Here is a 25,007-nt window from a genome sequence, read left to right as displayed (position 1 = left end):
GCGCGGCCCGAACATGGCCAGGTGCTTGTGGTAGAGCAGGCCGATGTTGTCGGGCACCGTGCGAGCCGTGTTGATGTCGTGGGTGACGATGAGGAACGTGGCATCGATCTGGGCGTTCAGGTCGATGAAGAGCTGGTTGATGTACGACGTGCGGACCGGGTCCAGGCCGGAGTCGGGCTCGTCGATCAGCAGGATCTCGGGATCGAGGACGAGGGCACGGGCCAGGCCGGCGCGCTTGCGCATGCCGCCGGAGATCTCACCGGGGAGCTTCATCTCGGCACCCGAGAGGCCGACGAGCTCCATCTTGTCCATCACGATCTGACGGATCTCGGACTCGGACTTCTTGGTGTGCTCACGCAGCGGGAACGCGACGTTGTCGTACAGGTTCATGGAGCCGAACATGGCGCCGTCCTGGAACAGCACACCGAACAGCTTGCGGATCTCGTAAAGGTCCTTCTCCTTGCACGTCGCGATGTCGACGCCCTGGATCCAGATGTGACCCTCGTTGGGCTTCAGCAGACCGATCAAGGTCTTGAGGAAGACCGACTTGCCGGTGCCCGACGGGCCGAGCATCACGGAGATCTCACCGGCGGGGATCGTCAGGGAGACGTCCTTCCAGATGAGGGAGCTGCCGAACTTCTTGGTCAGACCCTCGACGACGACTTCGGTGCCCATGGCGCGGGTCCTTCCAGGTTCGGGTGGATACCTCCTCGGACGAGGCGGTGTCGCGTGACAGGTATCACGTTAACGATCGTTCTGTATAAATGCAACAGACTATCTCAAAAAGATCAGGACGGGTCGGCCTGGACCACCACACCGGCCTCCAGGAGCGACCCGACGTCGGCGACGCCCCACTCCTCCAGGACGGCGCGGGTGTCGGCACCCACCGCGGGGGGCGCGGCCGGGGTCGCCGCGTGGGTGCGGCTGAACCGAGGTGCCGGGGCCGGCTGCGTCACTCCCCCGACCTCTACGAAGGCCTCTCGCGCCGCGAGGTGCGGGTGCTCGGCCGCCTCGCCGAAGGAGAGGACCGGGGCGACGCAGGCGTCGGTGCCCTCGAACACCTCGGTCCACTCCGCCCGGGTGCGTGAGGCGAAGGCCTCGGCCATGGCGTCCCGCAGGCGGGGCCAGGTCTTGGGGTCGCTACGGTCCGCGACCTCGGCGGGGAGGCCGAGCAGCGTGACCATCTGCTCGTAGAACGCGGGCTCGAGCGCTCCGACGGCCATGTGCTCGCCGTCGGAGGTCTCGTAGGTGTCGTACCAGGGCTGGCCGCCGTCGAGCATGTTGGCGCCGCGCTTGTCGCGCCACAGCCCCGCCGACATCATCCCGTGCAGCAGCCCGGTCAACGAGCTCGCGCCGTCGACGATCGCGGCGTCCACCACCTGACCCCGGCCCGAGCGCTCGGTCTCCCAGAGAGCGGCGAGGATGCCCATGACGAGGAAGGTGGACCCGCCGCCGAAGTCGCCCACGAGGTTGAGCGGCGGGACCGGGCGCTCGCCACGACGCCCGATGGCACCGAGTGCTCCGGTGATGGCGATGTACCCGATGTCGTGGCCCGCTGCCTTGGACAGCGGTCCCTCCTGGCCCCAGCCCGTCATGCGGCCGTAGACCAGGCGGGCGTTCCGCTCCCAGCAGTCGTCGGGACCCAGACCCATGCGCTCGGTGACGCCGGGTCGGAAGCCCTCGATCAGGACGTCGGCCTGCTCCACGAGCGACAGGACCGCGGCCACGCCCTCGGGCGAGCGCAGGTCCACGACGATCGAGCGCCGGTTCCGCCGCGTGACGTCCTGCAGCGGCGGAACCCCGCTCGCACCCTTGCCGGGACGCTCCACCCGCACCACCTCGGCTCCCATGTCGGCGAGCAGCATGGCGGCGTAGGGGCCGGGGCCGATGCCCGCGAGCTCCACGACCTTCAGCCCGCTCAGCGGGCCTCCGGTCGAGTCGGCCTCGGGCAGCAGGGCGTCCACGGACTCGGGCACGGGTGTTCCTCTCGTCGTGCGGTGGGGTGCAGGTGGGCCGGGCGCCGTCAGTCGGCGTACAGGCCCTCGATGTCGTCGGCGTACTTGACGTGGATGACGCGGCGCTTGAGCTTGGCGGTGGGCGTGAGCTCGTCGCCGTCGGGCAGCCACGCGGTGGAGAGGATCCGGAACTTCTTGACCTTTTCGTTGCCGTGCAGGTGCTCGTTGCCGCGCTCCACGGCCGCGGCGACCTCCGCGTTGATCTCCTCGGAGGCGGCCAGCTCGTCGAGCGAGCGCCCCTCCAGACCGAGGCGTGCGGCGTACGTGGGCAGGGCCTCCGCGTCGAGGGTGATGAGCGCCGTGACGTACTTGCGGCGGTCGCCGATGGCCACGATCTGGCCGATGAGGGAGCTCTCGCCCTTGATGGCCGACTCGATCTGCGCGGGCGACATGTTCTTGCCCGACGCGTTGATGATGATCTCCTTCTTGCGGTCCACGATGGAGACGAAGCCGTTCTCGTCGACCGTTCCGATGTCACCGGTGTGCAGCCAGCCGTCGGCGTCGAGCGCTGCGGCCGTCGCCTCGGGCTCCTTGCGGTAGCCCACGAAGTTCAGGTCCGAGCGCACGAGGATCTCGCCGTCCTCGGCGAGCCGGAGCTCGACGCCCGGGAGCGGCCGACCGGCCGTGCCGGACTTGAAGTCGGCCACCTGGTTGAAGACGTTGAGCGAGCCCTCGGTCAGTCCGTAGGCCTCGAGCATGGGGACGCCCACGGCGCGGAAGAACTGGGAGAGCTCAGGCGCCGACGGGGCACCTCCGACGAACGCGGCCTTGAGCCGGTCGAGGCCGAGGCGCGCGAGCAACGGCTTGAGGAGCTCGATGCCCTCGGCGTGCTGGGCCTCGAGGGCCGAGAGGTCCTCGGCCGAGGCGCCGGAGCCGGACTCCGCGGCCTGCACGGCGCGGACGCCGACCTCGATCGCGGCGAGCAGCGCGGCACGGCGCTCCTCGTCGGGCTCGCCCGCCGCCATGCCCTCGATCGCGACCTGCAGCTTCTCCCACAGGCGCGGGACCGAGAAGAAGGCATCGGGGTGGACCGTGACGAGGGCCTTGGGCACCTGGGTCATGTCGGGGCAGACCGTGATGGTGGCGCCGTAGGCGAGAGCCATGTACTGCACCGTCACGCGTCCGCCGGCGTGGGCCATGGGCAGGAACGAGATGATGTTCTCGGTCGGCACGGGCAGCCCGGCGTCCATCGCACGCTGCGCCGACATGACCGTGCGGTGGGACCACTGGGCACCCTTGGGCGGACCCGTGGTGCCCGACGTGTAGATGAGCGTCGCGACGTCGTCGGGCGTCACGGCCTGCCAGACGGCGTCGAGGTCGAGCGCGGGGTCACCGGACTCCTCCAGCTGGGCGAGCGTCATCAGACCCTCGGAACCGTCGCCGTCGACCAGGACCACGTGCTCGACCTGCCCGCCAAGGGCGGCCACGGCCGCCTGGACCTTCTCCAGGAACGCGACCTGCGTGACGACCACGCGGGCGTCGGCGTTGCGGAGCTGGTGCTCGATCTGCTCGGCGGGCGAGCTGTTGAAGACGGCGAACGGCACGGCGCCGACGTGGCTCGCGGCGAAGTCCACCAGGTGGCACTCGATCGTGTTGGGCAGGATGATCGCGACGGAGTCCGCGTGCTGCACACCCAGCCCGGCCAGACCGGTGGCGACCTTGCGGGCCCGGACGTCGAGCTCGGCCCAGGTCAGCTCCACCGACCCGTCGATCGTGCGCAGGGCGGTCTTGTCGGGGTAGGTCGCGACGACGCGCTGGAACGCGGCGGGGATCGTCGTGGCCTCGAGCGGCGCGCCATCGGTGTCGACGCGGGCCGTGGTGGTCTCTGTCATCGGGCTGCTCTTCTCTGGTGGGGGGCGGGGTGGGAGTGCTTGCTACCGGGCGCGGCGGCCGAGCCGCCGACGCCAGTCGTGCATGCCGGTCAGACGGAGCGCCATCTCGGTGACGGCGCCCTTCCGGGGCGTGTAGGGGTACCAGTGGATCTCGTTCTTGAGGTCGACCCGCTCGGTCACGAACGCCTGCTGGCGGCAGTACTTGCGCACGCCGTTGGCGCCGCCGAAGCGGTGGCCCAGGCCGGAGTGCTTCCAGCCACCCATGGGGAGCGGGAACTGGAAGACGTTGGTCATGGCGTTGTTGATGTTGACGCCGCCGGTCTCGAGCGCGGCGCCCACGCGACGGGCCCGCTCGTCGGAGGAGGTCCAGACGCTGCCGGCCAGTCCGTACGGCGAGTCGTTGGCGAGCCGCACGGCCTCGGCCTCGTCGGCCACGCGCATGACGGGCAGGAGCGGCCCGAAGGTCTCCTCCGTCATGCACGACATGGTGTGGTCGACGTCGACGAGCACGGTGGGCAGGTAGAAGAGGCCCTCACCGGTACGCCGGCCTCCGGTGACCACGCGCGCACCCTTGGCCACGGCGTCGGCGACCTGGGCCTCGACGATCTCGATCTGTGTCTCGGTGGCCATCGCGCCGTACTCGGCCGTGAAGTCGCCCTGGCCGTCGTGACCGACGCGCAGAGAGCTCACCTCCGCCGTCAGGCGGGCGAGGAAGTCGTCGTAGATGCGGTCCTCGACGTAGACGCGCTCGACGGCGACGCAGGACTGGCCGGCGTTGAAGAGGCCGCCCCAGATGGCGCCACGGACGGTGCGCGTGAGCTCCGCGTCGTCGAGGACGATCATGGCGTCCTTGCCGCCCAGCTCGAGGCTGGCCGGGATGAGGCGCTCAGCGGCGCGGATGCCGATACGACGGCCGGTGGCGGTGGAGCCGGTGAACTGCACCATGTCGACCGCGTCGACGACGGCTCGGCCGGTCTCGCCCTGGCCGGTGGCGCAGCCGAGCACCGGCGGGGCACCGATCTCCTCGTTCCACGCACGGACGGCCTCGGCCCAGGCCACCGGAGTGACCTCGGACGGCTTGGTGAGGACGGCGGCGCCGGCCATGAGCGCGCCGGGCACGTCCATCATGGGCATGGCCAACGGGTAGTTCCAGGGCGTGATGACGCCGACCAGCGGGTAGGGCCGACGCAGGATCCGCAGCTTCTTGGTGAGGGAGGCCGGGCCATGGGGACGACGGGTCTCCTCGGCGAGGAACTCCTCACCGTGCTTGGCGTAGTAGTTGATGACCTCGACGCACACCATGAGCTCGATGGAGGCATCGCCCCACGACTTGCCGGCCTCTCGGTGGACCAGCCCGAGCAGGTGGTCCTTGTGGTCGACGATCCAGTCGAGCCAGCGGAGCAGGTACTTCGCCCGCTCCGCCGGACCGAGGGCCTCCCACGCGGGCTGCGCCTCGCGCAGACGGGCCGCCAAGGCGTCGACGTCGGCGGCACTCATGTCAGGGACCGACGCCACCTGCTCGCCGGTGGCCGGGTTCACGACGTCGAAGACGCTCGTGCTGGGCTTCTTCCTCCGCGGCGCACGCTTGACCGCGTCGGGGGTGAGCTCCTGGGTCATGACTTCTCCTGGTGGGCGCGTCGGGACGACGCATTCGATGGCGAGGGTGCGGGGCAGATCGTCCGGAGTGGAATAGACTTAAAGAGACAACCGGTTTCATGAAAGGTCTCTCGATGAGCCCCTCGCAGGCGGACGCTTCGTCCAAGGCCAGCCGTCCGCGCGGTCGTCCGCGCCTCGACATCGACCTCGGCGCCGTGGCCGACGCCGTGGCGCAGCTCTTCGCGGAGGGCGGGATGGACAACGTGTCCATCCACGAGGTGGCCGAGAAGCTGTCGGTCTCGAGAGCCACGCTGTACCGCACGGTCCCCACGAAGGAGGACCTGCTGAGCGTGCTCTTCGACCGGAGCACCAAGGAGCTGCTCGAGTCGGCCATCGCCGTGACGGCCGAGCTGGACGAGCCGCGCGAGCAGCTCGACGCCCTCATCCGGCTGCAGATCGGTGCTGCCATCCGCATGCGGGGCTACATGCCGGTCTTCTTCGGCGGAGGCGGGCTCTCCGAGGAGGCCTACGAGCGCTGGCGCCAGTTCACCCGCGACTTCGAGGACGTCTGGGTGAAGGTCGTCGCCGCCAACATGGAGGCCGGTGACATCGAGGCGAAGGACGCCAAGATCGCGACCCGCCTCATGCTCGGCTCGTGCATCTGGGTGTCGCGCTGGTACCGGCCCGAGGGCCCCTTCGACGAGGAGGCCATCACGGAGACGGCCGTCTCGCTGCTGCGCCGCGGCCTCCCGGTCGGTGAGCCCGGCTCGCTCTGACGTCATCGGTCAGCCCACCGGACGCAGGTTGCGCTGGTAGGTGATCATCGCGCGGTTCATGTTGAACCCGATCGCGCCGATGACCTCGCCGTCCCGCAGGGCCTCCACCAGGAGCGCGGGCTTCTCGGGATCCTCCGAGACCAGCTTCAGGGCGTCGGCTCCCCGCAGGTAGCCGGCGGACTTGATCTTGACGTCGTACTGGTCGGACCAGAACGCCGGGATCGAGACGATGGCCTCGCGCTCCTCGTGGTCCAGCAGCGCGTTGGTGGCCACACGGTCCCCCATGTCGCGGGCGTTGGACCAGTGCTCGATGCAGACCGCGCCACTCGCGTGGGGGTGCGGCCAGGCTGCCACGTCACCGGCGGCCAGCACGTCGCGCACGGGTCGGCCGGACTCGTCGAGAACCGTCCCTGTCTCGTCGCACACGAGGACGCCGCGGTCGAGCCTGAGTCCCGAGCCGTCGAGCCACTCCGTGTTGGGGACGGACCCGATGGCCACCAGCACGACGTCGGCCGGCAGGGACTCGCCGTCCTCGAGCACGACGGCGCTGGGACGCTCCGCACCCTCGATGACCTTCACGCCGCTCCCCAGCCGGAACTGCACGCCGTGCGACTCGTGGAGCCGCACCGCACGCTCCCCCGCCTCGGCCCCGAGCACGGGCATGGGCTGGTCGGCGACGTCGACGATCGTGACCGAGAGGTCCCGGGCGCGGAGCGTGGCCGCGACCTCGCACCCGATGAAGCCGGCGCCGATGATGACGACCCGGGAGTCCGGTGACAGCGAGGCCTCGAGCTGCACGACGTCCTCGAAGGAGCGCAGCGTGTGGACCCCGGAGGCCGGCACCTCGCCCGGCCAGTCCCGAGCCCGCCGACCCGTGGCGACCACGAGTCGGTCGTACGGGAGCCGCTCGCCGTCGGCGAGGACGAGCTCGGAGGCGTCGCGGTCCAGACCGGCCGCAGCGACCCCGAGGCGCCACGTGGCGTCGGGCGCCTCGCCGGCCAGCATGCAGTCGTCGGTCGAGAAGGTGCCGGCCAGGAGCTGCTTGGACAGGGGCGGCCGGTCGTAGGGGCGGTGGGTCTCGTCGCCGACGACCACGACCTCGCCGGTGAAGTCCGCGCCGTGCAGGGCCTGCGCGGCCCGCCAGCCGGCCAGGCCGGCCCCGACGATGACGACCCGTCCGACGTCCTCCGACATGTCAGGCGCCCAGCTTGATGGCGGCGACGGGACACATCTTGGCCGCCGTCTCCACCTTGGTGCGCAGCTCCTCGCCGGGGTTGTCGTCGAGCACCTGGACGACGTCGTCGTCGTCGCCGATGTCGAAGACCTCGGGAGCAGCCACGACGCAGTCGCCGTGGACCTCGCAGTGATCGAAGTCGACCGTGATCTTCATGTCTGGTTCCTCTGGGACGGGACCCCGGTCACGCCGGGGTGAGGGTGACGGGGAGGTTGTAGACGCCGCGCGAGTACGCGTCGCGCACGTACTCGATGTCGCCGTTGGGCTGGATGTCCTTGGTGCGCTGGAGCAGCTCCTCGAAGAGGACCTTCATCTCCAGGGAGGCGACGTGCTTGCCGAGGCACTGGTGCGGGCCGCGACCGAACGACACGTGCGGGTTCTTCTCGCGGGAGAGGTCGAACTCGCGCGGGTTGTCGAAGGCACGGGGGTCGAAGTTGCCGGCCACGAAGAGCATGAGGACGATGTCGCCCTCGCTGATCTCCTGGCCCTGCAGGACGTGGTCCTCCGTAGCGGTGCGCACGAGGTGGGTGAACGGCGAGGCGATGCGCACGATCTCCTGGATGGCCGACGACGGGATGTCGGACTGACGCTCGCGCAGCCACTTCATCTGCGTGGGGTTGCGCATCATCTCGTGCATGCCGTGGGACATCGCGGTGCGCGTGCTCTCGGCGGCGCCGCTGGCCAGGAGGGCGACGTTGCCCATGATCTCGTCCTCGGACATCGCGTCGGCGCCTGCCGCCACGATGCGCGACATGACGTCGTCGCCCGGGTTCTGGCGCTTGGCCTCGGCCAGCTCCGTGGAGTAGACCATGAGGTTGCCGATGGCCTCCATGACGTAGTCGAACGACGGCGTGATGCGGGTGTCGAACGGTGCGGCGAAGGTGTCGACCCACGAGAAGAACTTGGCGCGGTCGCCCGGCGGGACGCCGAGCACGTCACCGAGCGCCTCCATGGGCATGGCGTGGCCGATGTCCTGGACGAAGTTGAACTCCCGCTTGTCGAGCGCCTCGTCGATGATCGTGACGGCGTACTCGCGGAACTTCTCCTCGAGCTTGGCCACCACCTTGGGCGTGAAGCCCTTGCTCATGACCTGGCGCTGAGCGCGGTGACGCTCCCCGTCCGACGTCAGCATGGCCGGCTGGCCACCCATGGTCGGGTCGATGGGGGTGACCTTCCACATGTTCACGTAGCCGCGGTCGGCCGCGTAGCGCTGCTGGTTGCGGTCGACCTCCCAGATGTCCTCGTTGCGGCTGACGACCCACGCCTTCTCGATGAGCATCGGGTCGTTGAACTCCTGCATGAAGCAGGGCTCGTTGTCGCGGATGTAGTCGAAGTGGTCGAGCGGAAGACCGAACGTGGTCGGGTCCCCCTGGGCGTACGTGTCGGTGCTCAGGACTCCGAGCTCAGAGGCTGTGAGGGTCATGGGGGTTCTCGTCTCCTTCGACGGGTCGGTGCGAGGTGCGGCGGGCTGGTCCGGAGTGCGGCAGGACGACCGTGTTAGTTTTTAGCCTTCGCATCTCATAAAGACGACTGTATGACGCGGGTCACGCCCTGTCAACGACATATTGGCACAAATGTCGTCATGAGTCACTGACAGCATCTACTGAGCGGCGAGCTCCGCCCCGAGGGACGACACAGCCCCACCCGGCAGGGACGCCGGGCGGGGCTGGGTCAGCTGCTGAGGATCAGGCGTCGACCGGACGGCCGATCTCCTCGAGATGTGTGCGGTACTTCTCGTACGCAGGCGCGAGCGCCGGAACCAGGCCGAGCAGACCTGTCACTCCCCCGGCGACCTTGATCTTGCGGGTGGCCAGGGCGACGGGGAGGTTGATCTTCCCGAGCCAGAATCGGTGGTTGTCGTCGCCCGACATGGTCAGGTCGACGGCCGGGTCCCCGGCCAGCGCCTCGTCGCCCGTGGTCAGGACGGCGGGGTCCTGGGTGGCGTCGAGCAGGAAGGTGGCGTCGGGACCGGTCACGTTGATCCGGAAGGACGTGTCGGCCTTCACGAACTTGGGGCCGATCTCGGGGTCCGTCGTGAGCGACTCGTAGAACGGGGTCAGGACCTCGTAGATCTCGTCGGTCGAGGAGAAGGTGCTCATGGGCTTCCTTTCGGGTCGTCGTCGACGGATGTCGGCGTGAGGCGGGTGAGGTTGGTTCAGGCGGGCGAGAGGTCGCTGATCTTCCAGGTCCCGTCCACGCGCTGGGCGACCACCCGGACGCGGCTGCCCTGGACCTCGGCCTCCTTGGCCGAGGCGCGGGTGGACGTGATGTTGACGAACAGCAGCAGGACCACACGGTCGCGCGTGGACGACTCGACGCCACGTGCGGTGACCTCGGCCTCGGCCGTCACCCCGCCCTTGGTCGCTGCCGGCGCCACCGTCCCCGTCACGAGCTTCGAGTACTCCTCGCGGAAGTCGCCCGTGAGCCACTTCTGCTCGCTCGCCAGGTCGGAGGAGACGGTGGTCGGCGTGTAGGAGAGCAGCTTCACGACGTGGGCGGCCACCTCCTTCGGGGCCTCGTCGCGCGGCGACTCCCCGCGGACGTGCAGGACGTTCACGACGACGAGGACCACCAGCGCCACGGCGAGCACCAGCGTGACGACGGGCAGCAACGGCCCTCGGCCCTGGCGGCCGACGACGCGCTGGACCGCGGGCCCGTCCCCTCCGCCTGCGGGGTCCGCAGCGTCGGTGACGTCGGTGGTCGCGTCCTTCTCCTTCGTGCTCACTGGACGAACTCCATCCCGTTGATCTTCCAGTCGGCGTCGTTCCGCGTGAGCTTCACGCGGATGCGGTAGGTCCGGGTGGTGGGCTTGCCCGCCTTCTCCCGGATCACGGCCGTAGACGCGACCAGCACGGTCGCGTCACGGTCGGAGGCCGAGGTGACGGCGGCCGCGTCGACCGTGCCGGTCGCGTCGACCTTCTTCTCCTGGACGATCTGGACGAACTGCGCCGCGATGTCGTTCACCTGGTTCTTGAACTGCCCGGTGGTGCGCCCGGCCATGGCTTTGAGCTTGGGCCCGACGTCGTCGGAGTCGAGGGTCGTGAGGTCGAGGACCTGCTGCTTCGCCACCTCCACGGCCTCGGTCCGGCGGTCCTCCGCCTGCGCATCCGCGCGCCAGACCAGGCCCTGCCAGACGAGCAGGCCCACGAGCGCGGCGATCAGGACCAGCCACGCCGTCCGTGAGACGCGGTCGAGCAGGCCCATCATCGGCCCACGCTCAGGAGGTCCTCGAGCGTGTCCTGCCCGCCGCCCACGGCGCCCGAGAGGGCGTCGAGGAAGAACGTTCCCGGAGCGCCGTCGCCCTCGGCCCCGTCGGGGTCGTTGGGCGTGTCGCCGACGCGGATCTGCGCCTTCTGGCGGTCGACCTCGACCCGGTTGAACACGTAGCCACAGCTGAAGGCGTACGGCCCGCGACGGTCGTTGGTGGGGCAGGGCGCGTTGCGCGCGCCGCGGACCACGAGCGGCGAGTCCTTGGCCACCTTGCAGTAGGAGTCACTGGGCGGCGCCAGCAGCGTCTTGTCGTCCGGGTCGCGGAACTTGTTGGCGCTCGCGAAGCCGGTGGTGCACACCGGCGGGTCGAACCCGGCGCGCAGCGACAGGTTGATCGACGGCAGCGGGTTGTCACGACGCGAGACCGGGAGGGCACCCACGAACATGGTCTGCAGAGCCGGGATCACGGCCAGGGCGTGCTCGACCGCGGGGTTGTAGACGTCGAGCACCTTGCCGATCGAGGCCACGTCGGCCAGGGTCTGCGCGAAGATCGGGTCCATCGCCTCGGCGAAGTCGCCGATCTCGGTGAGGAAGGCGTCCGAGCCGGTGAAGATCGAGCGCAGGCCCTTGTCGTTCTTCTCGAGCTCGGAGGTCACCGAGTCGAGGCTGTTCACGAACGACCGGACGTTCCCGTCCATGTCCTTCTGCGTCTGGAGCACCGGACCGAGGTCCTCGATGAGCCCGATGGTGGGGCCCACGTTCTCGTTGGCCTCCGCCACGAGGTCCGAGGACGAGCGGATGAGGGACCCGAGCTCGTCGCCGGTCCCGTTGAACGCAGTGTCGAGCTCGTCGAGCGTCGTCTCCAGGTCCTTCTCTGGGATGGAGCGCAGGAGGTCGTCGGCCGAGGTGAGGACGGTGTCGGTCGTGGTGGGCAGGTCGGTGCGGTCCACCGAGATGGTGTCGCCCCCGCCCAGGACCTGGGTCACCGAGGAGTTCTCCGGCGGGACGAAGTCCACGTACTGCTCACCGATCACCGAGGCGCTCCGCACCTGGGCCATCGAGTCCGCGGGGATCTCGGACCCGTCGTCGATCTGCATCGTGACGAGCACGCCGCCCTCGGGTCCGACGTCGAGCTTCTTGACCTGCCCGACCTCCGTCCCGCGGTACGTGACGTGGGCCTTGGGGTAGAGACCACCGGCGTCCTCGAGGTTCATGACGACCTCGTAGCGGCCCACGCCCAGCTGGGCCGGGATGCGCACGTAGAAGAGCGCCATGACGAGCAGCGCAGCGATCGTGATCACGCCGAACAACGTGAGCTGGATCCTGACGAGACGGCTGAGCATCACTGGCCTCCGAGGAGTCGCTCGAGCAGGTTGGGCTCGCGGGCGGGTGTGGGCGTGGCGCTCGGCCCGGGCTTCGAGCCGGCCTTGGGCTGCTCAGCGGCCTTCTTGCCGGTGAGGCCGTCGACGAGACCGTCGACCAGGCCAGGCAGGTCCCCACCGTTCGCGCCGGGCTCCGCGGTGAGTCCCTCGACGGGACCCGTGAGCGGGTCCTCGGACTGCGCGGCCGCCCCGGTGGGCAGACCCATGATGTTGGAGAGCACGCCGTCCAGCGGCGTGAGTCCGATGAACGTGTCGGCGATGGTCTCCGCGTTGACGCGGAAGGTCGCGAACAGGTTGAGGTAGTCGCTCCGGGTGTACTTGTAGAGGTCGCCCGTGGGGAACGGGTAGGTGAGGAGCTCCACGACCTTCGGCAGGTCGGACCCGGCGCCGGCCAACGACTGGGTCACGGGCTTGAGGTTGTCGAGGATCTCCGCGAGACCGTCCTTGTTGTCCACGAGCGTGGTGCGGGAGACCTTCTCGATGCGCGAGAACGACTCGACCGTCCGGCGGAGCGCCGGGACCTCCTCGTCGAGCGCCTCGACCCCCTCCGGCAGCGTGTCGAGCGCCCGCGTGATCGTGGCCTTGTCCCGGTTGAGGGTGCGGGCCGCGGTGCGCAGCTGCTCCATGGCGCCGAAGATGGAGGTGCGCTGCCCGTCGAGGGTCTGTGCGGCCTCGTCGATGCGGCGCACGAGCGAGCGGGTCTGGGCGGTCCGCCCGCCGAAGGCCGTGTTGACCTCCTGGCTGATGACCTTGATCTGCGGCAGGCCACCACCGTTGAAGAGCATCGAGGCGGCCGTGAGGACCTCCTCGGTCTCGGGGTACCGCTCGGTCCGCTCCAGCCCGATCGTGGCGCCGTCGCGCATCGGTCCTGCGCGGACCGAGCCGGGCTTCGTCGCGTCGCCCTCGCCGTCGGACGGCGAGGTCAGCTCGAGGTACTCGGCGCCGAGGAGGCTCTTCTGCGCCACCTTGGCCGTCACGTCGGACGGCACGTCGGCATCCTTCTCGAGACCGATCGTGAGCCGGGCCGTCCAGCCGTCGAGCTTGATCTTGCGCACCGAGCCGACGGTGACCTCCCCGTACTTCACCTCGGAGTTGGGCACGAGGTTGGTGGCGTTCTCCAGCAGCACGGTGGCCTGGACCGCGTCGCCGCTGCCGCCCTTGCTGAACGGCAGGGAGTAAGAGTTGAGGCCGGTGAAGGAGCAGCCGGTCAGGCTCGTCGCCGCGGCCACGGCTCCCAGGGTCGTCATCAGTCGTCTGTTCATCGCGATGCTCCGAGCTGTCCGAGGAGGTCGGTGGCGCTGCTGGACTTCTTGCTGGTCGCACCCGAGGCGGACGTTCCCTTGCGGCCGAGGATGTTGGCCTCGTCCGGCGTCTTCACCAGGTCCGGCCCGACCCCGGTCTTGTCGGTGGGGTTGATGCCCACCGGCGGTGCCGAGATCTTGAGGAGCTGGACGAGCGGACCGAGCGCGTTGCGGCAGTCGGTCGTGGAGCCGCCGAGGGAGAACAGCGCACCGCACACGAGGTAGGCCGGGTCGCCCAGGTTGGCAAGGGCCAGCTCGCCGGCCGCGCCGGTGATGCGCGGGTCGAGGATGTTGTAGAAGTTCGAGAGGGCCGTCGGGGCGAGCTGAAGCGTGTCGCCCACCGACTGGCGGTTGTCCGCCACCAGGTCGGTGACCTTCTGGAGCGACTCCAGGGTGTCGGCGAGCTGGACGCCCTGCTTGCCGAAGAATCCCTTGGTGCCGGTCGTGAGCTTCTTGAAGCTCTCGATGCCCGACGTGATGTCGTCGGAGTTGCGGTCGAGCACCTTGGAGGCCGTGGCGAGGTTGCTCTCGAACTGGCGGATCTGGGCGTCGCTGCTCCGCAGCGCGCTCACGAAGACCTGGAGGTTGCGGACGGTGGCGAAGGTGTCGCCCTTGTTGTCCGACAGCGTCTCCGCCGCCTTGGACAGGTCGGTGATGGTCTGCTTGATGTCGGCGCCCTTGCCGTCGAGGAAGCCGGCCGAGGCCTTCACGAGGTCGGTGGCCGCTCCGTTCTTGTTGGCACCCTGCGGGCCGAGGGCGTCGGTGAGACGCACGAGCTGGTCCTTGACCTCGTCCCACTCGACCGGCACGGTCGTGCGGGAGACGGGGATCGTGTCGCCGTCCTTCAGCTCCGGGCCGCTGTCGTAGACCGGCCCGATCACGATGGAGCGGACCGAGACCAGCGACTTGGAGACGATGGCGGCCTTGGCGTCGGCCGGCAGCCGCCGGTCGTCGTCGAGCTCCATGGTCACGGTCACGCCGGCGCGGTGGGGCTTGATCTCGGTGATCTTGCCGACCGGGACGCCGAGCACCGTCACGTCGTCGCCCACGTAGATGCCCTTGGCCGCGGTGAACTCGGCCTTCAGCTCCTCCTTCTGCGTCGAGCGCAGGAAGAGGACCATGGCGGTCACGAGGACCAGCACGATGACCGCGATGACGATGTTCCGCGTGCGGGAGCCGAGGATGTTGTCCATCACTGGTCGCCCTTCTTGATGTAGCCCGTGGTGTCGGAGTTGATCAGGCTCTTCAGGATCGAGTCGACGTTGGCCAGCGACTCCGGGGCGATCAGGTTGGGGATGTAGGCCTGGAAGAACGGACCCGAGCCCACCGCCTCGCCGAGCGACCGCGCGTACTTGGGCAGCGTCTGCAGCACGAAGCCCAGGTCGTCGCGGTAGTCGTTCAGGACCTTGGAGATGTGCTTGATCTCCGTGAGGTCGGCGCCGATCGTCTTGCGGTTCTCGGCCACCAGGAGCGTGATCTGGTCGGCCGCCTTGCCCACCTGGTCGAAGAGGACCTCGAGGCGTTCGCGCTGGGAGCTGATCTCGGCGAACACCCGGCTGCCGGCGGCGAAGAGGTCGGTCACCTGCTTGCTGCGGTCGGCCAGCACCGAGGACACGACGCTCGCCTGCTTGAGGAGCGCGTCCAGCTCGGCGTCGCGCTTGCTGATCGTGCGCGAGAGCCGGGAGACGCCGTCGAGCGCGTCGCCGAACTCCTCGGGCGTGGCCTCGAGCACCTTGGTGAGCGACGTGAACGAGGTGGTCACCTGGTCCACGTCGATCTCGCTGTTGTTGGCCGTCAGACGTCCGAGGACCTCGCTCACCGCGTAGCCGGGGCTCGTGCGCTGGACCGGGATGGTCGACTCGTCGCCCTCACCCCCGGGCTCCACGGCGAGGTACTTGCTGCCCAGGGCGTTCTCGCTCCTGACCGCGACCTTCGTCTTGTTGCCGAGCTTCACGCCGCCCACGCGGAAGGTGATCTCGACGTGCTTGCCCTCGAGCTCGACGCCCTTGACGCTGCCCACCGTGACGCCGTCGATCCGGACGTCGTCGCCGGAGCGCGCGCCGCCGGCGTCGCTGAAGTCGGCGGAGTAGGTGGTCTCGCCCAGCACCGACCGGATCCGGTTGATGTTGAGGGACGCAGCCACGATCGCGACCGCGATCACGATGCCGATGAGACCGATGATGGCCTGGTTCCGCTCGCGGAGACTCTTGCCGGCCATGTCAGTTGGCCCCTTCCTTGCATCGGTCGTTCTTGGCGTAGAGCGTCGGCGAGATGATCGAGGTGGGACTCTCGCTCGTCTCCCCGGTGCCGGGGACGTCGATCTTCACGCGGACGCCGCAGAGGAAGAAGTTGAACATCGAGGCGTTGGAGGAGAGCCGGCCCGCACGCTGGAGGCCGACCTTGACGTGGCTCAACGTCTCGCGGATGTAGGGCTCCACGGAGTTGAGGTTGGCGGCCACGACGCCGAGGTTGTCGACGTTGGTCTTGAGCCCTGGCCGCACCGCCTCGAGGAACTCGGCCACCTGCGTGCCCAGCGAGCTGAGGGAGGCGAGACCTCCCACGAGCTGGGTGCGGTTCTTGTCGAGCTTGTCGACCAGGTTGTCGAGGTCGACGACCAGCCGGTCCACCTGGCCGCGTCGCTCGCCCAGCGTCTCGAGCGTCGTGGACAGCTCCTTGATGACGCTGCCGATCAGCTCGTCGCGCTCGGAGAGGTGCGTCGTGAAGGAGGCGACGTTGGCGAGCATCGACTCGTAGGCACCGGACTGCCCCTCCGTCAGGCCGATGATGTTGGAGGTCAGCTCGTTGACCTCCTCCGGGTCGAGCGCCTGCATGAGCGGGTCGAACCCGGCGAACAGGTCGTCGAGCTCGAGGGCCGGCTGGGTGCGGTCCTCGGGGATCGTCGCGTTCACCGGGAGCGCCGGCGCGCCGGGCTCCTTGCCGGGGGTGAGGTCGAGGTAGCGGTCGCCGGTGAGGTTGGCGTACCTGACCCGGGCCTGCGTCGACTGGGTGACGGCGAGGTCCTTCGGCACCGTGAACGTGACCAGCACACCGCCCTGCGGGCGGAGGTCGATCGACTTCACGGAGCCGATGGCCACGCCGGAGCCGCGGACGTCGACGTTGTTCTTGAGCCCCGAGGCGTCGCTCAGGACGGCCTTGTAGGTCTTGCTGCTCTCGATCCGGATCTGGGAGAACGTGATCCCGACGAGGGCCACGAGGGTGCCGGTCACGACCACGAAGATCACGACGAGGCTCAAGGTGGAGGTCTTGAAACGCATCAGCTCGTCCCCTCGCTCGAGTCGACCTCTTCGTTGGCGAAGAAGTTCAGCAGCTCGTTGAGACCGGAGTTCCCGAGGAACGAGCGGACCGTGTCCTGGTAGAGCGTGATCGGGTCCTTGCTGATGCCCACCGGGTCGGTGGAGTCGGTGTAGACGTCCTTGGTCCCGTCGTCGAACTGGATGTGCGGCGGGTGGATGAACGTCCGCGTGGCCTGCTGGTAGCACTTGGGGCCGACGCCCGTCACGAGCTTGGGCAGGTTGGACTGGTTGTACGGCTTCATGCCCGGCAGGAAGCCGGCGTCCGCGTCGGCCGCCGGACGCTTGCGACCCAGCGCCTCGCCCAGGATGTTGACGTGGTCGATGAGTCCGTCGAGCGTGCACGGCAGCGCCGGCGAGTACTCCTTCAGGAGCCGCGAGGGTCGCAGCAGGTTCTGGACGGTCGCGTCGAGGGGTTGGTCGAACGACTCGATCAGGCCGCCGACGCTGTCGGCCGCCGGGACGATGTCCTTGAGCAGGTCGTCGAAGTCCTTCTGGGTGTCGGTCACGAGGTCCGTCGTGGTGTTGAGCTGGTCTACGGTGTCGATGGCCTGCGGCAGGACGTCGTTGACGTTGCGTCCCACGTCCTCGGTGAGCTGGAGGTCGTCGCCGAGCTGGTCGAGGTGGGGGTTGAGCGCCTCGAGGTAGTTGTCGGTGTCGGTGACGAGGGAGCCGAGCTTCTCGCCGTTGCCGTCGAGCGCCGTGGCCATGGCGGTGAGCGTCGTGTTGAGCTTCTCCGGGTGCAGCGCGTCGAGGATCGTCATGGCGTGCTCGAAGACGTCGTTGGCCTCGATCGTCGTGTCGGTGGAGCGCACGATCGCGCCGGCCTGGATGACGTCGGTGACCTTGCCGCGGGGCACGTCCAGCTGCACGAACTTGGCACCGAAGACGGTGGTGGCGCGGATGGTCGCCTTGACGCCGGCAGGGATGCTGCCGACCTTGTCCTTGTCGATGGCGACGTCGATGGCCACTCCGTCGCTCTGGACCTCCACGCCGCGGACCTCGCCCACCGGCACGCCGAACGCGCGGACGGACGAGCCCTTGTCGAGCTGGAGCCCGGCCCGGTCCGAGACCACGGTGACGTGGGTGACCGAGACGAAGGCCTTCTGGTACATGCCGATGAGGAGCGCCACGATGAGCGCGATCACGAGCAGGCCGGCGACTCCCTTGACCTGGGTGCCCAGGCGCGATGTCTTCTCTTCCATGCCACTCATCCCGAGATGTTGAGGGTGTCGGTGGAGCCGTAGAGCGCGAAGCTCAACAGCATGTCGGTGAACAGGACCGTCACGAGCGAGAGCCGGACGGCGCTGCCCACGGCGCGGCCCACCCCGGCGGGGCCGCCCTTGGCGTTGAAGCCGTAGTAGCAGGAGATCGACATGATCACGACGGACATGAACAGCACCTTGATGAAGGAGATGATGATGTCCGACGGGATGAGGAAGGTGTCGAAGTAGTGGCCGTATGCGCCGGGCGACTGGCCGAAGCCGAGCGTCACGATCGCTCGCGTCGTGGCGTACGACGCCAGGAGGGCCACCGAGTACAGCGGGATGATGGCCACGAAGCCGGCGATGATGCGCGTGCTCACGAGGTAGGGAACCGTGCGGATCGACATGACCTCGAGGGCGTCGATCTCCTCGCTCACGCGCATCGCGCCGAGCTGGGCCGTGAAGCCCGCCCCGACGGTGGCGGTGAGCGCGATGCCCGCGATGGCCGGGGCCGCCAGACGGGTGTTGATGTAGGCGGAGATGAAGCCGGTGAGGGCCTCGACGCCGATGTTGCCCAGCTGGGAGTAGCCCTGGAGGCCGAGCTCGATGCCGGCGAAGCCGGTGAGGAAGGCCACCACCATGACGGTGCCGCCGATGACGGCCAGCGCGCCGGTGCCGAAGCCGACCGCGGCGATGAGCCGGATCACCTCCCGCTTGTACCGGGTGATGGCCGTCGGGATGCCGGCGAAGGCCTGGACGTAGAAGGCCATCTGCTCGCCCACGGCGAACGTGAACCGGCCGGGGACGCGGGGGATCGACTTGATCGCCGCGATCTGCCGCGCCCGCGCCTCGGCCGCGATCTCGCGGCGTGACTCCTGGAGGGTCGTCATCGCTCAGCCTCCGAGCTGAAGGTAGATGGTGGTGATCGCCGAGTTGATGACGAGCAGGATCATGAGCGTGAAGACGACGGTCTGGTTGACCGCCTCCCCCACGCCCTTGGGTCCGCCCTTCGCGTTGATGCCCAGGTAGCAGGCCACCAGCGCGGCGGCGACGCCGAAGGTGAGGGTCTTGATGAGCGAGGTGATGAACTCGGGCGCGCCCGTGACGAGGGTCAGGTTGGCCACGAAGAGGCCCGGGCTCGCGCCTCCGATGACCACCGAGAACAGGTAGGTGCCCACCAGGCCCACCACGGAGACGACGCCGTAGAGGCCGAGGGCCACGGTGGTGAAGGCCAGGATGCGCGGAGCCACGAGGCGGTGCATGAGGTCCAGCCCCAGCGTCTCCATGGCGTCGAGCTCCTCGCGGATCTTGCGCGAGCCGAGGTCGGCGCACACGGCCGTGGCACCGGCGCCGGCCACCACCAGCACGCTGCAGAAGGGGCCGAGCTCCTGGATCACCGCGAACCCGGCACCGGCGCCCGCGAGGTCGGTGGCGCCGATCTCCTGGAGGAGCTGGTTGATGAAGAACTGCACGACCACCGTGAACGGGATGGTCACGAAGATCGCCGGGAGGATCGAGACGCTCGCGATGAAGACGGTCTGCTCGAGGTACTCCTGCAGCGGGAACGGACGGCGGAACATGGCGCGGAACGAGTCGCCGGCGAGCGACACGAAGCTCCCGACGCGGTTGAGCGCAGGCGTCATAGTGAGCGCCATGGGTTCCCTCCCTTTTTAAGGCTTGCGATCTCATTAACGACGGACAGTGCTTCAGGTGACGCCGATCACAAGAAAAACTTGTGACCGACGCGATCAGCGCACGGGCCTCAGCCCGAACGTGCCGGAGATGATGTCGCGCTGGATCTCGTTGGTGCCGGCATAGATGGTCGGGGCGATGCTGAGCCGGAGGTGTCGCTCCATGTCGAACTCGGTGGAGTAGCCGTAGCCGCCCATCATCTGGACGCCCTCGAGCGCCACCTTCTTGGCCGTCTCGGTGACCTTGACCTTCGCCATCGAGGTCATGCGGACGCGCTCCTCGGGGCTGCCCAGCTCCTGCTCGACCATGTGGACGGTCGCGTAGGTGAGGGCCCGCGCCGACTCGATCTCGATCGCGAGGTCGGCGATGCGGTGGCGCAGGGCCTGGAACGAGCCGATGGGCGAGCCGAACTGCTCGCGCTGCGTCACGTACTCCAGGAGGTCGTCGAAGGTCCGCTGCGCCATGCCGAGGCCCTGGGCGGCGCACACGAGACGCTCGCCGTTGAGGCCGGCCATGACCTGCTTCCAGCCGGCACCCTCCTCCCCCACGATCGCGGACTCCGGCAGGAGGACGTCGGTGAGGAAGAGGTCGTTGACCTCGCTCCCGCCGAGGGTGGAGATGGGACGGATCTCCAGGCCCGGCGCGTCGGCCGGGAGCTCGAACATCGTGAGTCCGGCGTGCGGCTTGTCGCCGCGACCTGTCCGGGCGAGGACGAGGATCGTCGTCGCGAACTGGGCGTCGGAGCACCACGTCTTCTGGCCGTTGAGGCGGAACCCTTCCTCGACCTTCTCGGCCCGGCAGGAGATGGCCGCAGCGTCGGAGCCGGCGCCGGGCTCGGAGATGCTGATGGACATCACGGTCCCCGAGCAGATGGCTCCGAGTGCCGAGCGCTTCTGGTCCTCGGTGGCGAAGCGCTTGTAGATGCCGGCCACGGTGTGGCTCGAGCCCGCTCCGTGCACCGGGACGAGACCGCGCCAGAGCTCCTCGAACAGGATGACCTGCTCGGTCAGTCCGCCGCCGCTCCCGCCGTACTCCTCGGGGATCGAGACACCGAGGTAGCCCGAGGAGGCGAGCTTCTGGAAGAGCCCGTCGTGGTGCTGCTCGGTCCCGTGGTCGGTCAGGGCGTCACGCTGCTCGCGGGTCCCGCACTCCTTGCGCGAGAAGTCCCGAACCGCGACGGCGAAGTCGCGCTGCTCCCCCGTGAAACCCGTTACCGACATCGTCCGCCCTTCCATCTGGACGGCCACAGAGATCCGAACGATCGCTCTGTAACCAGACGACAGATTCGTTACGGTGTCGTGACCATCCTTTTATGAGGTCCTGCGTCTCAATACTAGGTAGGAGTGTGATCTACGTCAACATCCTGGCCGCACTGATCGAGCCCGCCGCTGCAACCGCAGCCATCAGAACGATTCGGACAGCGCCCTTCGCAGGCGAGACGACCGTCTCCTGCGGTGCGGGGGCACCCCGATCCAGGTTTGGAACTCCTTGGTCAGGACCTTTCGCGCGATGTGAACGATCGTTTATCATGAGCCGACATCATCGCCCGTGAAGGAGCCAGCGCATGAGCGCCCAGCACGCCACTGCCGCCCCCCGGGCGGATCGCCCCGTGTTCACCGAGGCCCAGGCCGAGCTGCGGCACCGCGTCCGCACGTTCCTCGAGGAGGAGGTCGTCCCGGCCTATCCCGACTGGCGCGAGGCCGGCCGTCCGTCGCGTGAGTTCTGGGTCAGGGCGGGCGAGCTCGGGATGCTGGGCGTCGGCGTCCCGGCGGAGCTCGGCGGCCGCGAGGGCTCGGACTTCCGGGACAGCGTCGTGGTGACCGAGGAGATCCAGCGACTCGGGCTGGCGGTGGGAGGCCTGCGCGTGCAGACCGACATCTGCATGCCGTACCTGCTGCACCACGCGTCGCCCGAGCAGCGCGAGGCGTGGGTCCCCCGCATGACCCGCGGCGAGGTCGTGGCCGCCCTCGCCATGTCGGAGCCCGGGGCCGGCTCCGACATCAAGTCCATGTCGACACGCGCCGTGCGCGACGGCGACCACTACGTCGTGAACGGAGCCAAGACCTTCATCTCCAACGGCGCAGAGGCCGACCTGCTGATCCTGGCCGTCAAGACCGACCCCGACGCGGGCCGCGAGGGCCTGAGCCTCCTGCTCGTGGACACCACCACGCCCGGCTTCACCCGCGGACGCAAGCTCGACAAGCTCGGGCTCGCGGCCCAGGACCTCGCCGAGCTGGCGTTCACCGACATGCGGGTGCCGGTCGAGAACCTCGTGGGCGAGGAGGGCTCGGGCTTCTCCTACCTCACGTCCAACCTCGCGCAGGAACGCCTCTCCATCGCGGTGAACTCGCAGGCCGCCGCCGCGGCGGCGCTCGCCTGGACGGTCGAGGACCTGGCCGGCACGAGGCCGAGCCAGTCGGTCAAGTTCGCGGTCGCGGCGTGCGCCACCCGCGTGGCTGCCGGGCAGGCGCTGGTCGACGAAGCGCTCGGACGGCTCGTGGCTGACGAGCTCACGGGCGCGCACTCGGCGCTCGTGAAGCTGTACTGCACCGAGCTCCAGAGCGAGGTGGTCTCCCGCCTTCTCGAGCTGGCGCCGCCCTCGGCGTACCGGGCCTCGTCACGCGTCGGGCAGGCCCACCTCGACGGTCGGGTGAGCCGCATCTACGGCGGGTCGAGCGAGATCATGAAGGTCATCGTCGCCCAGGACCTGGGGCTGTGAGTCGGCCGTGACGCGGGACGAGCAGATCCTGGCCGCCGCCGAGGCACTCTTCTTCGAGCGCAGCTTCGACGGCGTGGGCGTCGACGAGATCGGACGCGCCGCCGGGATCAGCGGGTCCGCCATCTACGGCTACTTCGACAGCAAGGCCGAGATCCTCTCCAGCCTGTTCGACAAGATCCTCGACACGCTGCTGCGGCGCATGGGCGAGGTGGACGACGACCCGCGCCGCGAGCTGGAGCGGATCGTGCGCTCCTTCGTGGAGCTCACCGTCGAGAGCGAGGCGCTCGCGGCCATCTGGGTGCGGGAGCAGAGGTCTCTCACCGCCGACGACCGACGGCGGCACGAGCGCCGGCTGCGCCACGTGAGCGAGCGCTGGTCCACGTGCCTCGACCGCTGCTACCCCGGCCACACCGCCGACGAGCTCACCACCGTGGCCCGCGGGCTCCAGCTCATGCTGATGTCGGAGTCGCTGCGACCCTCGACGGGACGGCACGCGAAGGACCCCGAGGAGCTGCTCGTGGCCATGGCGCTCGCGAGCCTCCAGGCGCTGGAAGGACGCTCCTCCGCTCAGACGCCCCTGGCGAACGGCACGAGCGCGGCCTCGAAGGCGTCCGCCGCCTCCAGCATCGGGTAGTGCCCGCAGCCCTCGATCTCCACGAGGGTGCTGTCGACGAGCCGCTCACTGAGCCAACGGGCGCCCTTGGCCGAGTGCACGGGGTCGGCGGAGCCGATCACCTGGAGGACCGGCTGACCCACGCGGAGCAGGTCGTCCATGAGGTCGGTCTCGAGCATCGAGCGGTAGCAGGCCACCGCGGCCCACGACGGCATCTGCAACGAGACGGCGACGAGCCACTCGAGGACCGCGGGGTCGGGCTGGGCCGCGAAGCCCGAGGCGATCGTCTGCACTCGCGAGGCGACGCGCTGCTCGCTCTCCGCCTGCACGAGCGCATCGATCGTGGCCTCGGGAGAACGGCCGAAGGGGAAGGCCTCGCTCCTGCTGGCTCGGAGCCCGTTCGACCCCACGAGCACGAGTCGTGCGACGCGGTCCGGATCGGTGGCTGCGAGACGGAACGCGACCTGGCCACCGAAGGAGTGACCCACCAGGGTCACGTCGCGCAGGTCGAGCGCCTCGAGGACCCGGCGGAGGTCCTCGGCCAGGTCCTCCACGGCGTAGCCGGAGAGGGGCCGGTCGGAGAGCCCGTGGCCGCGCTGGTCGACGCACACCACCCGCAGCCCCGCCTCGACCAGCACCCGGACCTGTCGGTCCCACAGCTGGTGGTCGAGGCCGAACCCCGACACGAGGACCGCCACGGGGCCCTCACCCAGGTCCTGCACGTGCAGTCTCGTTCCGTCGACGTCGACGTGCACCACGGCGGGCTCCTCAGGTCGTCCAGCAGGGGTCATTGATTTTTGATTCCCTTTGTCCCAATAATAGGCAGAGGCGCGCGCCTGCCGCCAGCCCCCGTGCACGACCCAGCCCGAGGACCCGCCGTGACCGAACCCGCCCTGTCCGTGACCCACGAGGCCGGCGTCGCCGAGATCCTGCTGACGCGGCCTGAGGTGCTCAACCGTTTCGACCCACAGCTGCACGTCGAGCTCACGGAGACGCTCCACTCGCTCGCCGCGGACGACTCCGTGCGCTGCATCGTCCTGGGATCGACCGGCAAGGCGTTCTCCGCCGGTGGGGACTTCGCCCTCATGGAGGCCGCCCATGCGGATGCGGCCGTGCGCGAGGAGATCGTCGGCGACGCCCAGCGCCTGCTCGACGCCTTCGTCGACCTGCCGCAGCCCGTCGTCGTCGCGGTGCAGGGGGTCGCCGTCGGGCTGGGTGCGACGGTGGCACTGCTGTGCGACGTGCTCGTGGCTTCTCGCCGGGCCTCGCTCTCCGACACCCACGTGCACGTGGGACTCGTCGCGGGCGACGGCGGCTGCCTGGTCTGGCCGCAGGCCATGGGGCTCGCCCGCGCGCGGCGCCACCTGCTGACGGGCGACCCCCTCGACGCCGAAACGGCCTTCACGATCGGCGTGGTCACCGACCTCGTCGAGACGCCGGAGGAGACCCTGCCGGCTGCGCGCGCCGTGGCCCGTCGGATCGCCGGTCTCGCACCGCTCGGCGTGCAGGGCACCAAGCGCGCCCTCAACGCCGGGGTCCGCGCCAGGGCGGACGAGGTGGTCCCGCTGGGTCTCTCCCTCGAGGCCGAGACCCTCGCCAGCGACGACCTCCTGGAGGGCATCGCCGCCTTCCGCGAGCGTCGCGACCCGCAGTTCGCCGGGCGATGAGCGCCGCCGAGCAGCGCTCTGACGGGCCGCTCGCCTCGCACCCGCTGTGTGCAGGGTGCTCCCCCGCCGCCGGCGCGCCCGACACCGTCTACACGGTCTCGGGCCCGGCGTCGGTGCGCGGCCGCGTGCGGCTCCACGACCGCCACCAGGGCTGGGCCCGCATCGCGCACGGCGGTGTCGTCGCGCTCACGCTCGACGAGGCCGTCGGCACCCTCCTCACCTCGATGGGGCTGCGCGCCGTCACGGCACAGCTCGACGTCTCCTACCTGAGCCCGTGCCCGGTCGGCATGTGGCTCGACGTGGAGGCACGCGTGCTGGAGCACGAGGGGCGGCGGCGCGAAATCGAGGTGGTGCTGCGCCGGCACGACGCCGAGCGGCCCATCGCCACTGCCCGCGCCACCGCGCTGGAGGTCGCCGACGACCACCCCGCCTTCACGGTCCCCGCCGGCTGAGC

25 protein-coding genes are annotated in these 25,007 nt (G+C 69.3%); 5 read left to right on the top strand and 20 right to left on the bottom strand.

Annotation, left to right across the window (positions count from 1 at the left end; translation table 11 throughout):
• From ASD11_RS00880 to ASD11_RS00865, 4 genes are all read right to left on the bottom strand, one after another.
• Positions 1 to 675: ABC transporter ATP-binding protein (locus ASD11_RS00880; RefSeq protein ID WP_200940026.1), on the bottom strand; the 675-nt coding region annotated here is incomplete at its 3' end.
• Between the two features lie 113 nt (positions 676 to 788).
• Entirely contained in the window at positions 789 to 1,976 is a 1,188-nt protein-coding gene (locus ASD11_RS00875) for a CaiB/BaiF CoA transferase family protein (protein ID WP_156464517.1), read from the bottom strand.
• A gap of 47 nt (positions 1,977 to 2,023) precedes the next feature.
• Positions 2,024 to 3,847, bottom strand: coding sequence for an AMP-dependent synthetase/ligase (locus ASD11_RS00870; protein WP_056282006.1), 1,824 nt, complete (start codon positions 3,845 to 3,847; stop codon positions 2,024 to 2,026).
• A gap of 42 nt (positions 3,848 to 3,889) precedes the next feature.
• Positions 3,890 to 5,464 carry an aldehyde dehydrogenase family protein gene (locus ASD11_RS00865; RefSeq protein ID WP_056282002.1) on the bottom strand — a complete coding sequence of 525 codons (1,575 nt, stop codon included), beginning with the start codon at positions 5,462 to 5,464 and terminating at the stop codon, positions 3,890 to 3,892.
• A 113-nt stretch (positions 5,465 to 5,577) separates the two neighbouring features.
• Here ASD11_RS00865 and ASD11_RS00860 point away from each other — a divergent pair, with 113 nt between their 5' ends.
• Positions 5,578 to 6,219 carry a TetR/AcrR family transcriptional regulator gene (locus tag ASD11_RS00860; RefSeq protein ID WP_056282000.1) on the top strand — a complete coding sequence of 214 codons (642 nt, stop codon included), beginning with the start codon at positions 5,578 to 5,580 and terminating at the stop codon, positions 6,217 to 6,219.
• 9 nt (positions 6,220 to 6,228) lie between these two features.
• Here the strand turns inward: ASD11_RS00860 and ASD11_RS00855 are convergent, their stop codons facing one another.
• The 15 genes from ASD11_RS00855 to ASD11_RS00785 form a co-directional block, all read right to left on the bottom strand.
• Positions 6,229 to 7,413 (bottom strand): NAD(P)/FAD-dependent oxidoreductase, encoded by a 1,185-nt coding sequence (locus tag ASD11_RS00855; RefSeq protein ID WP_056281995.1) that lies wholly within the window; start codon positions 7,411 to 7,413, stop codon positions 6,229 to 6,231.
• Between the two features lies 1 nt (position 7,414).
• Positions 7,415 to 7,609, bottom strand: a complete 195-nt coding sequence (locus tag ASD11_RS00850) for a ferredoxin (RefSeq protein WP_056281991.1) — start codon at positions 7,607 to 7,609, stop codon at positions 7,415 to 7,417.
• A 28-nt stretch (positions 7,610 to 7,637) separates the two neighbouring features.
• Positions 7,638 to 8,876 (bottom strand): cytochrome P450, encoded by a 1,239-nt coding sequence (locus tag ASD11_RS00845; protein ID WP_056281988.1) that lies wholly within the window; start codon positions 8,874 to 8,876, stop codon positions 7,638 to 7,640.
• Positions 8,877 to 9,138: 262 nt separating this feature from the next.
• Entirely contained in the window at positions 9,139 to 9,552 is a 414-nt protein-coding gene (locus ASD11_RS00840) for an SCP2 sterol-binding domain-containing protein (RefSeq protein WP_056281985.1), read from the bottom strand.
• Between the two features lie 56 nt (positions 9,553 to 9,608).
• Entirely contained in the window at positions 9,609 to 10,178 is a 570-nt protein-coding gene (locus ASD11_RS00835) for a hypothetical protein (RefSeq protein ID WP_056281982.1), read from the bottom strand.
• Positions 10,175 to 10,660: a hypothetical protein gene (locus tag ASD11_RS00830; RefSeq protein ID WP_156464516.1), complete on the bottom strand. Its 486-nt coding sequence runs from the start codon at positions 10,658 to 10,660 to the stop codon at positions 10,175 to 10,177. The genes ASD11_RS00835 and ASD11_RS00830 overlap by 4 nt, the downstream gene beginning before the upstream one ends.
• Positions 10,657 to 12,006, bottom strand: a complete 1,350-nt coding sequence (locus tag ASD11_RS00825; RefSeq protein ID WP_056281976.1) for an MCE family protein — start codon at positions 12,004 to 12,006, stop codon at positions 10,657 to 10,659. The genes ASD11_RS00830 and ASD11_RS00825 overlap by 4 nt, the downstream gene beginning before the upstream one ends.
• Complete coding sequence (locus ASD11_RS00820) at positions 12,006 to 13,292, bottom strand: MCE family protein (protein ID WP_056281974.1); 1,287 nt, start codon at positions 13,290 to 13,292, stop codon at positions 12,006 to 12,008. Before ASD11_RS00820 ends, ASD11_RS00825 begins: the two co-directional genes overlap by 1 nt.
• 11 nt (positions 13,293 to 13,303) lie before the next feature.
• Positions 13,304 to 14,539 carry an MCE family protein gene (locus tag ASD11_RS00815; protein ID WP_056281971.1) on the bottom strand — a complete coding sequence of 412 codons (1,236 nt, stop codon included), beginning with the start codon at positions 14,537 to 14,539 and terminating at the stop codon, positions 13,304 to 13,306.
• Complete coding sequence (locus ASD11_RS00810; RefSeq protein WP_056281969.1) at positions 14,539 to 15,564, bottom strand: MCE family protein; 1,026 nt, start codon at positions 15,562 to 15,564, stop codon at positions 14,539 to 14,541. The genes ASD11_RS00815 and ASD11_RS00810 overlap by 1 nt, the downstream gene beginning before the upstream one ends.
• A gap of 1 nt (position 15,565) precedes the next feature.
• Entirely contained in the window at positions 15,566 to 16,621 is a 1,056-nt protein-coding gene (locus tag ASD11_RS00805) for an MCE family protein (protein WP_056281965.1), read from the bottom strand.
• Positions 16,621 to 17,862 (bottom strand): MCE family protein, encoded by a 1,242-nt coding sequence (locus ASD11_RS00800; protein WP_056281961.1) that lies wholly within the window; start codon positions 17,860 to 17,862, stop codon positions 16,621 to 16,623. Before ASD11_RS00800 ends, ASD11_RS00805 begins: the two co-directional genes overlap by 1 nt.
• Positions 17,863 to 17,867: 5 nt before the next feature.
• Positions 17,868 to 18,752 (bottom strand): MlaE family ABC transporter permease, encoded by an 885-nt coding sequence (locus tag ASD11_RS00795; RefSeq protein ID WP_082554077.1) that lies wholly within the window; start codon positions 18,750 to 18,752, stop codon positions 17,868 to 17,870.
• 3 nt (positions 18,753 to 18,755) lie between these two features.
• A complete protein-coding gene (locus ASD11_RS00790; RefSeq protein ID WP_056281958.1) occupies positions 18,756 to 19,517 on the bottom strand; it encodes an MlaE family ABC transporter permease in 762 nt (253 codons plus the stop codon).
• Positions 19,518 to 19,610: 93 nt separating this feature from the next.
• Complete coding sequence (locus ASD11_RS00785; protein ID WP_056281956.1) at positions 19,611 to 20,774, bottom strand: acyl-CoA dehydrogenase family protein; 1,164 nt, start codon at positions 20,772 to 20,774, stop codon at positions 19,611 to 19,613.
• Positions 20,775 to 21,118: 344 nt separating this feature from the next.
• Here ASD11_RS00785 and ASD11_RS00780 point away from each other — a divergent pair, with 344 nt between their 5' ends.
• Entirely contained in the window at positions 21,119 to 22,273 is a 1,155-nt protein-coding gene (locus ASD11_RS00780) for an acyl-CoA dehydrogenase family protein (protein WP_082554076.1), read from the top strand.
• Positions 22,274 to 22,280: 7 nt separating this feature from the next.
• Positions 22,281 to 22,907, top strand: a complete 627-nt coding sequence (locus ASD11_RS00775; protein WP_082554075.1) for a TetR/AcrR family transcriptional regulator — start codon at positions 22,281 to 22,283, stop codon at positions 22,905 to 22,907.
• Here ASD11_RS00775 and ASD11_RS00770 read toward each other — a convergent pair.
• On the bottom strand, positions 22,841 to 23,644 hold the full coding sequence (locus tag ASD11_RS00770; RefSeq protein WP_200940025.1) for an alpha/beta fold hydrolase: 804 nt from the start codon (positions 23,642 to 23,644) through the stop codon (positions 22,841 to 22,843). The genes ASD11_RS00775 and ASD11_RS00770 overlap by 67 nt on opposite strands.
• 120 nt (positions 23,645 to 23,764) lie before the next feature.
• Between ASD11_RS00770 and ASD11_RS00765 the strand changes: the two genes are divergently transcribed.
• Positions 23,765 to 24,553, top strand: a complete 789-nt coding sequence (locus ASD11_RS00765) for an enoyl-CoA hydratase/isomerase family protein (RefSeq protein ID WP_056281944.1) — start codon at positions 23,765 to 23,767, stop codon at positions 24,551 to 24,553.
• Entirely contained in the window at positions 24,550 to 25,005 is a 456-nt protein-coding gene (locus ASD11_RS00760) for a PaaI family thioesterase (RefSeq protein ID WP_056281939.1), read from the top strand. Before ASD11_RS00765 ends, ASD11_RS00760 begins: the two co-directional genes overlap by 4 nt.
• Positions 25,006 to 25,007 lie beyond the last annotated feature (2 nt).

It is taken from the genome of Aeromicrobium sp. Root495, from assembly GCF_001426755.1.
Classification (GTDB): domain Bacteria; phylum Actinomycetota; class Actinomycetes; order Propionibacteriales; family Nocardioidaceae; genus Aeromicrobium.
Note: the sequence above shows the minus strand (reverse complement) of the source record. Positions and strands in the feature narration are given on the sequence as shown.

What these genes read in the sequence shown, in the direction of transcription:
- ASD11_RS00845 (WP_056281988.1), bottom strand. Translation starts at nt 8,876, where the DNA reads ATGACCCTCACAGCCTCTGAGCTCGGAGTCCTGAGCACCGACACGTAC.
- ASD11_RS00870 (WP_056282006.1), bottom strand. Translation starts at nt 3,847, where the DNA reads ATGACAGAGACCACCACGGCCCGCGTCGACACCGATGGCGCGCCGCTC.
- ASD11_RS00860 (WP_056282000.1), top strand. Translation starts at nt 5,578, where the DNA reads ATGAGCCCCTCGCAGGCGGACGCTTCGTCCAAGGCCAGCCGTCCGCGC.
- ASD11_RS00830 (WP_156464516.1), bottom strand. Translation starts at nt 10,660, where the DNA reads ATGATGGGCCTGCTCGACCGCGTCTCACGGACGGCGTGGCTGGTCCTG.
- ASD11_RS00810 (WP_056281969.1), bottom strand. Translation starts at nt 15,564, where the DNA reads ATGGCCGGCAAGAGTCTCCGCGAGCGGAACCAGGCCATCATCGGTCTC.
- ASD11_RS00825 (WP_056281976.1), bottom strand. Translation starts at nt 12,006, where the DNA reads ATGCTCAGCCGTCTCGTCAGGATCCAGCTCACGTTGTTCGGCGTGATC.
- ASD11_RS00790 (WP_056281958.1), bottom strand. Translation starts at nt 19,517, where the DNA reads ATGGCGCTCACTATGACGCCTGCGCTCAACCGCGTCGGGAGCTTCGTG.
- ASD11_RS00865 (WP_056282002.1), bottom strand. Translation starts at nt 5,464, where the DNA reads ATGACCCAGGAGCTCACCCCCGACGCGGTCAAGCGTGCGCCGCGGAGG.
- ASD11_RS00780 (WP_082554076.1), top strand. Translation starts at nt 21,119, where the DNA reads ATGAGCGCCCAGCACGCCACTGCCGCCCCCCGGGCGGATCGCCCCGTG.
- ASD11_RS00820 (WP_056281974.1), bottom strand. Translation starts at nt 13,292, where the DNA reads ATGACGACCCTGGGAGCCGTGGCCGCGGCGACGAGCCTGACCGGCTGC.
- ASD11_RS00815 (WP_056281971.1), bottom strand. Translation starts at nt 14,539, where the DNA reads ATGGACAACATCCTCGGCTCCCGCACGCGGAACATCGTCATCGCGGTC.
- ASD11_RS00795 (WP_082554077.1), bottom strand. Translation starts at nt 18,752, where the DNA reads ATGACGACCCTCCAGGAGTCACGCCGCGAGATCGCGGCCGAGGCGCGG.
- ASD11_RS00760 (WP_056281939.1), top strand. Translation starts at nt 24,550, where the DNA reads ATGAGCGCCGCCGAGCAGCGCTCTGACGGGCCGCTCGCCTCGCACCCG.
- ASD11_RS00805 (WP_056281965.1), bottom strand. Translation starts at nt 16,621, where the DNA reads ATGCGTTTCAAGACCTCCACCTTGAGCCTCGTCGTGATCTTCGTGGTC.
- ASD11_RS00850 (WP_056281991.1), bottom strand. Translation starts at nt 7,609, where the DNA reads ATGAAGATCACGGTCGACTTCGATCACTGCGAGGTCCACGGCGACTGC.
- ASD11_RS00840 (WP_056281985.1), bottom strand. Translation starts at nt 9,552, where the DNA reads ATGAGCACCTTCTCCTCGACCGACGAGATCTACGAGGTCCTGACCCCG.
- ASD11_RS00800 (WP_056281961.1), bottom strand. Translation starts at nt 17,862, where the DNA reads ATGGAAGAGAAGACATCGCGCCTGGGCACCCAGGTCAAGGGAGTCGCC.
- ASD11_RS00855 (WP_056281995.1), bottom strand. Translation starts at nt 7,413, where the DNA reads ATGTCGGAGGACGTCGGACGGGTCGTCATCGTCGGGGCCGGCCTGGCC.
- ASD11_RS00785 (WP_056281956.1), bottom strand. Translation starts at nt 20,774, where the DNA reads ATGTCGGTAACGGGTTTCACGGGGGAGCAGCGCGACTTCGCCGTCGCG.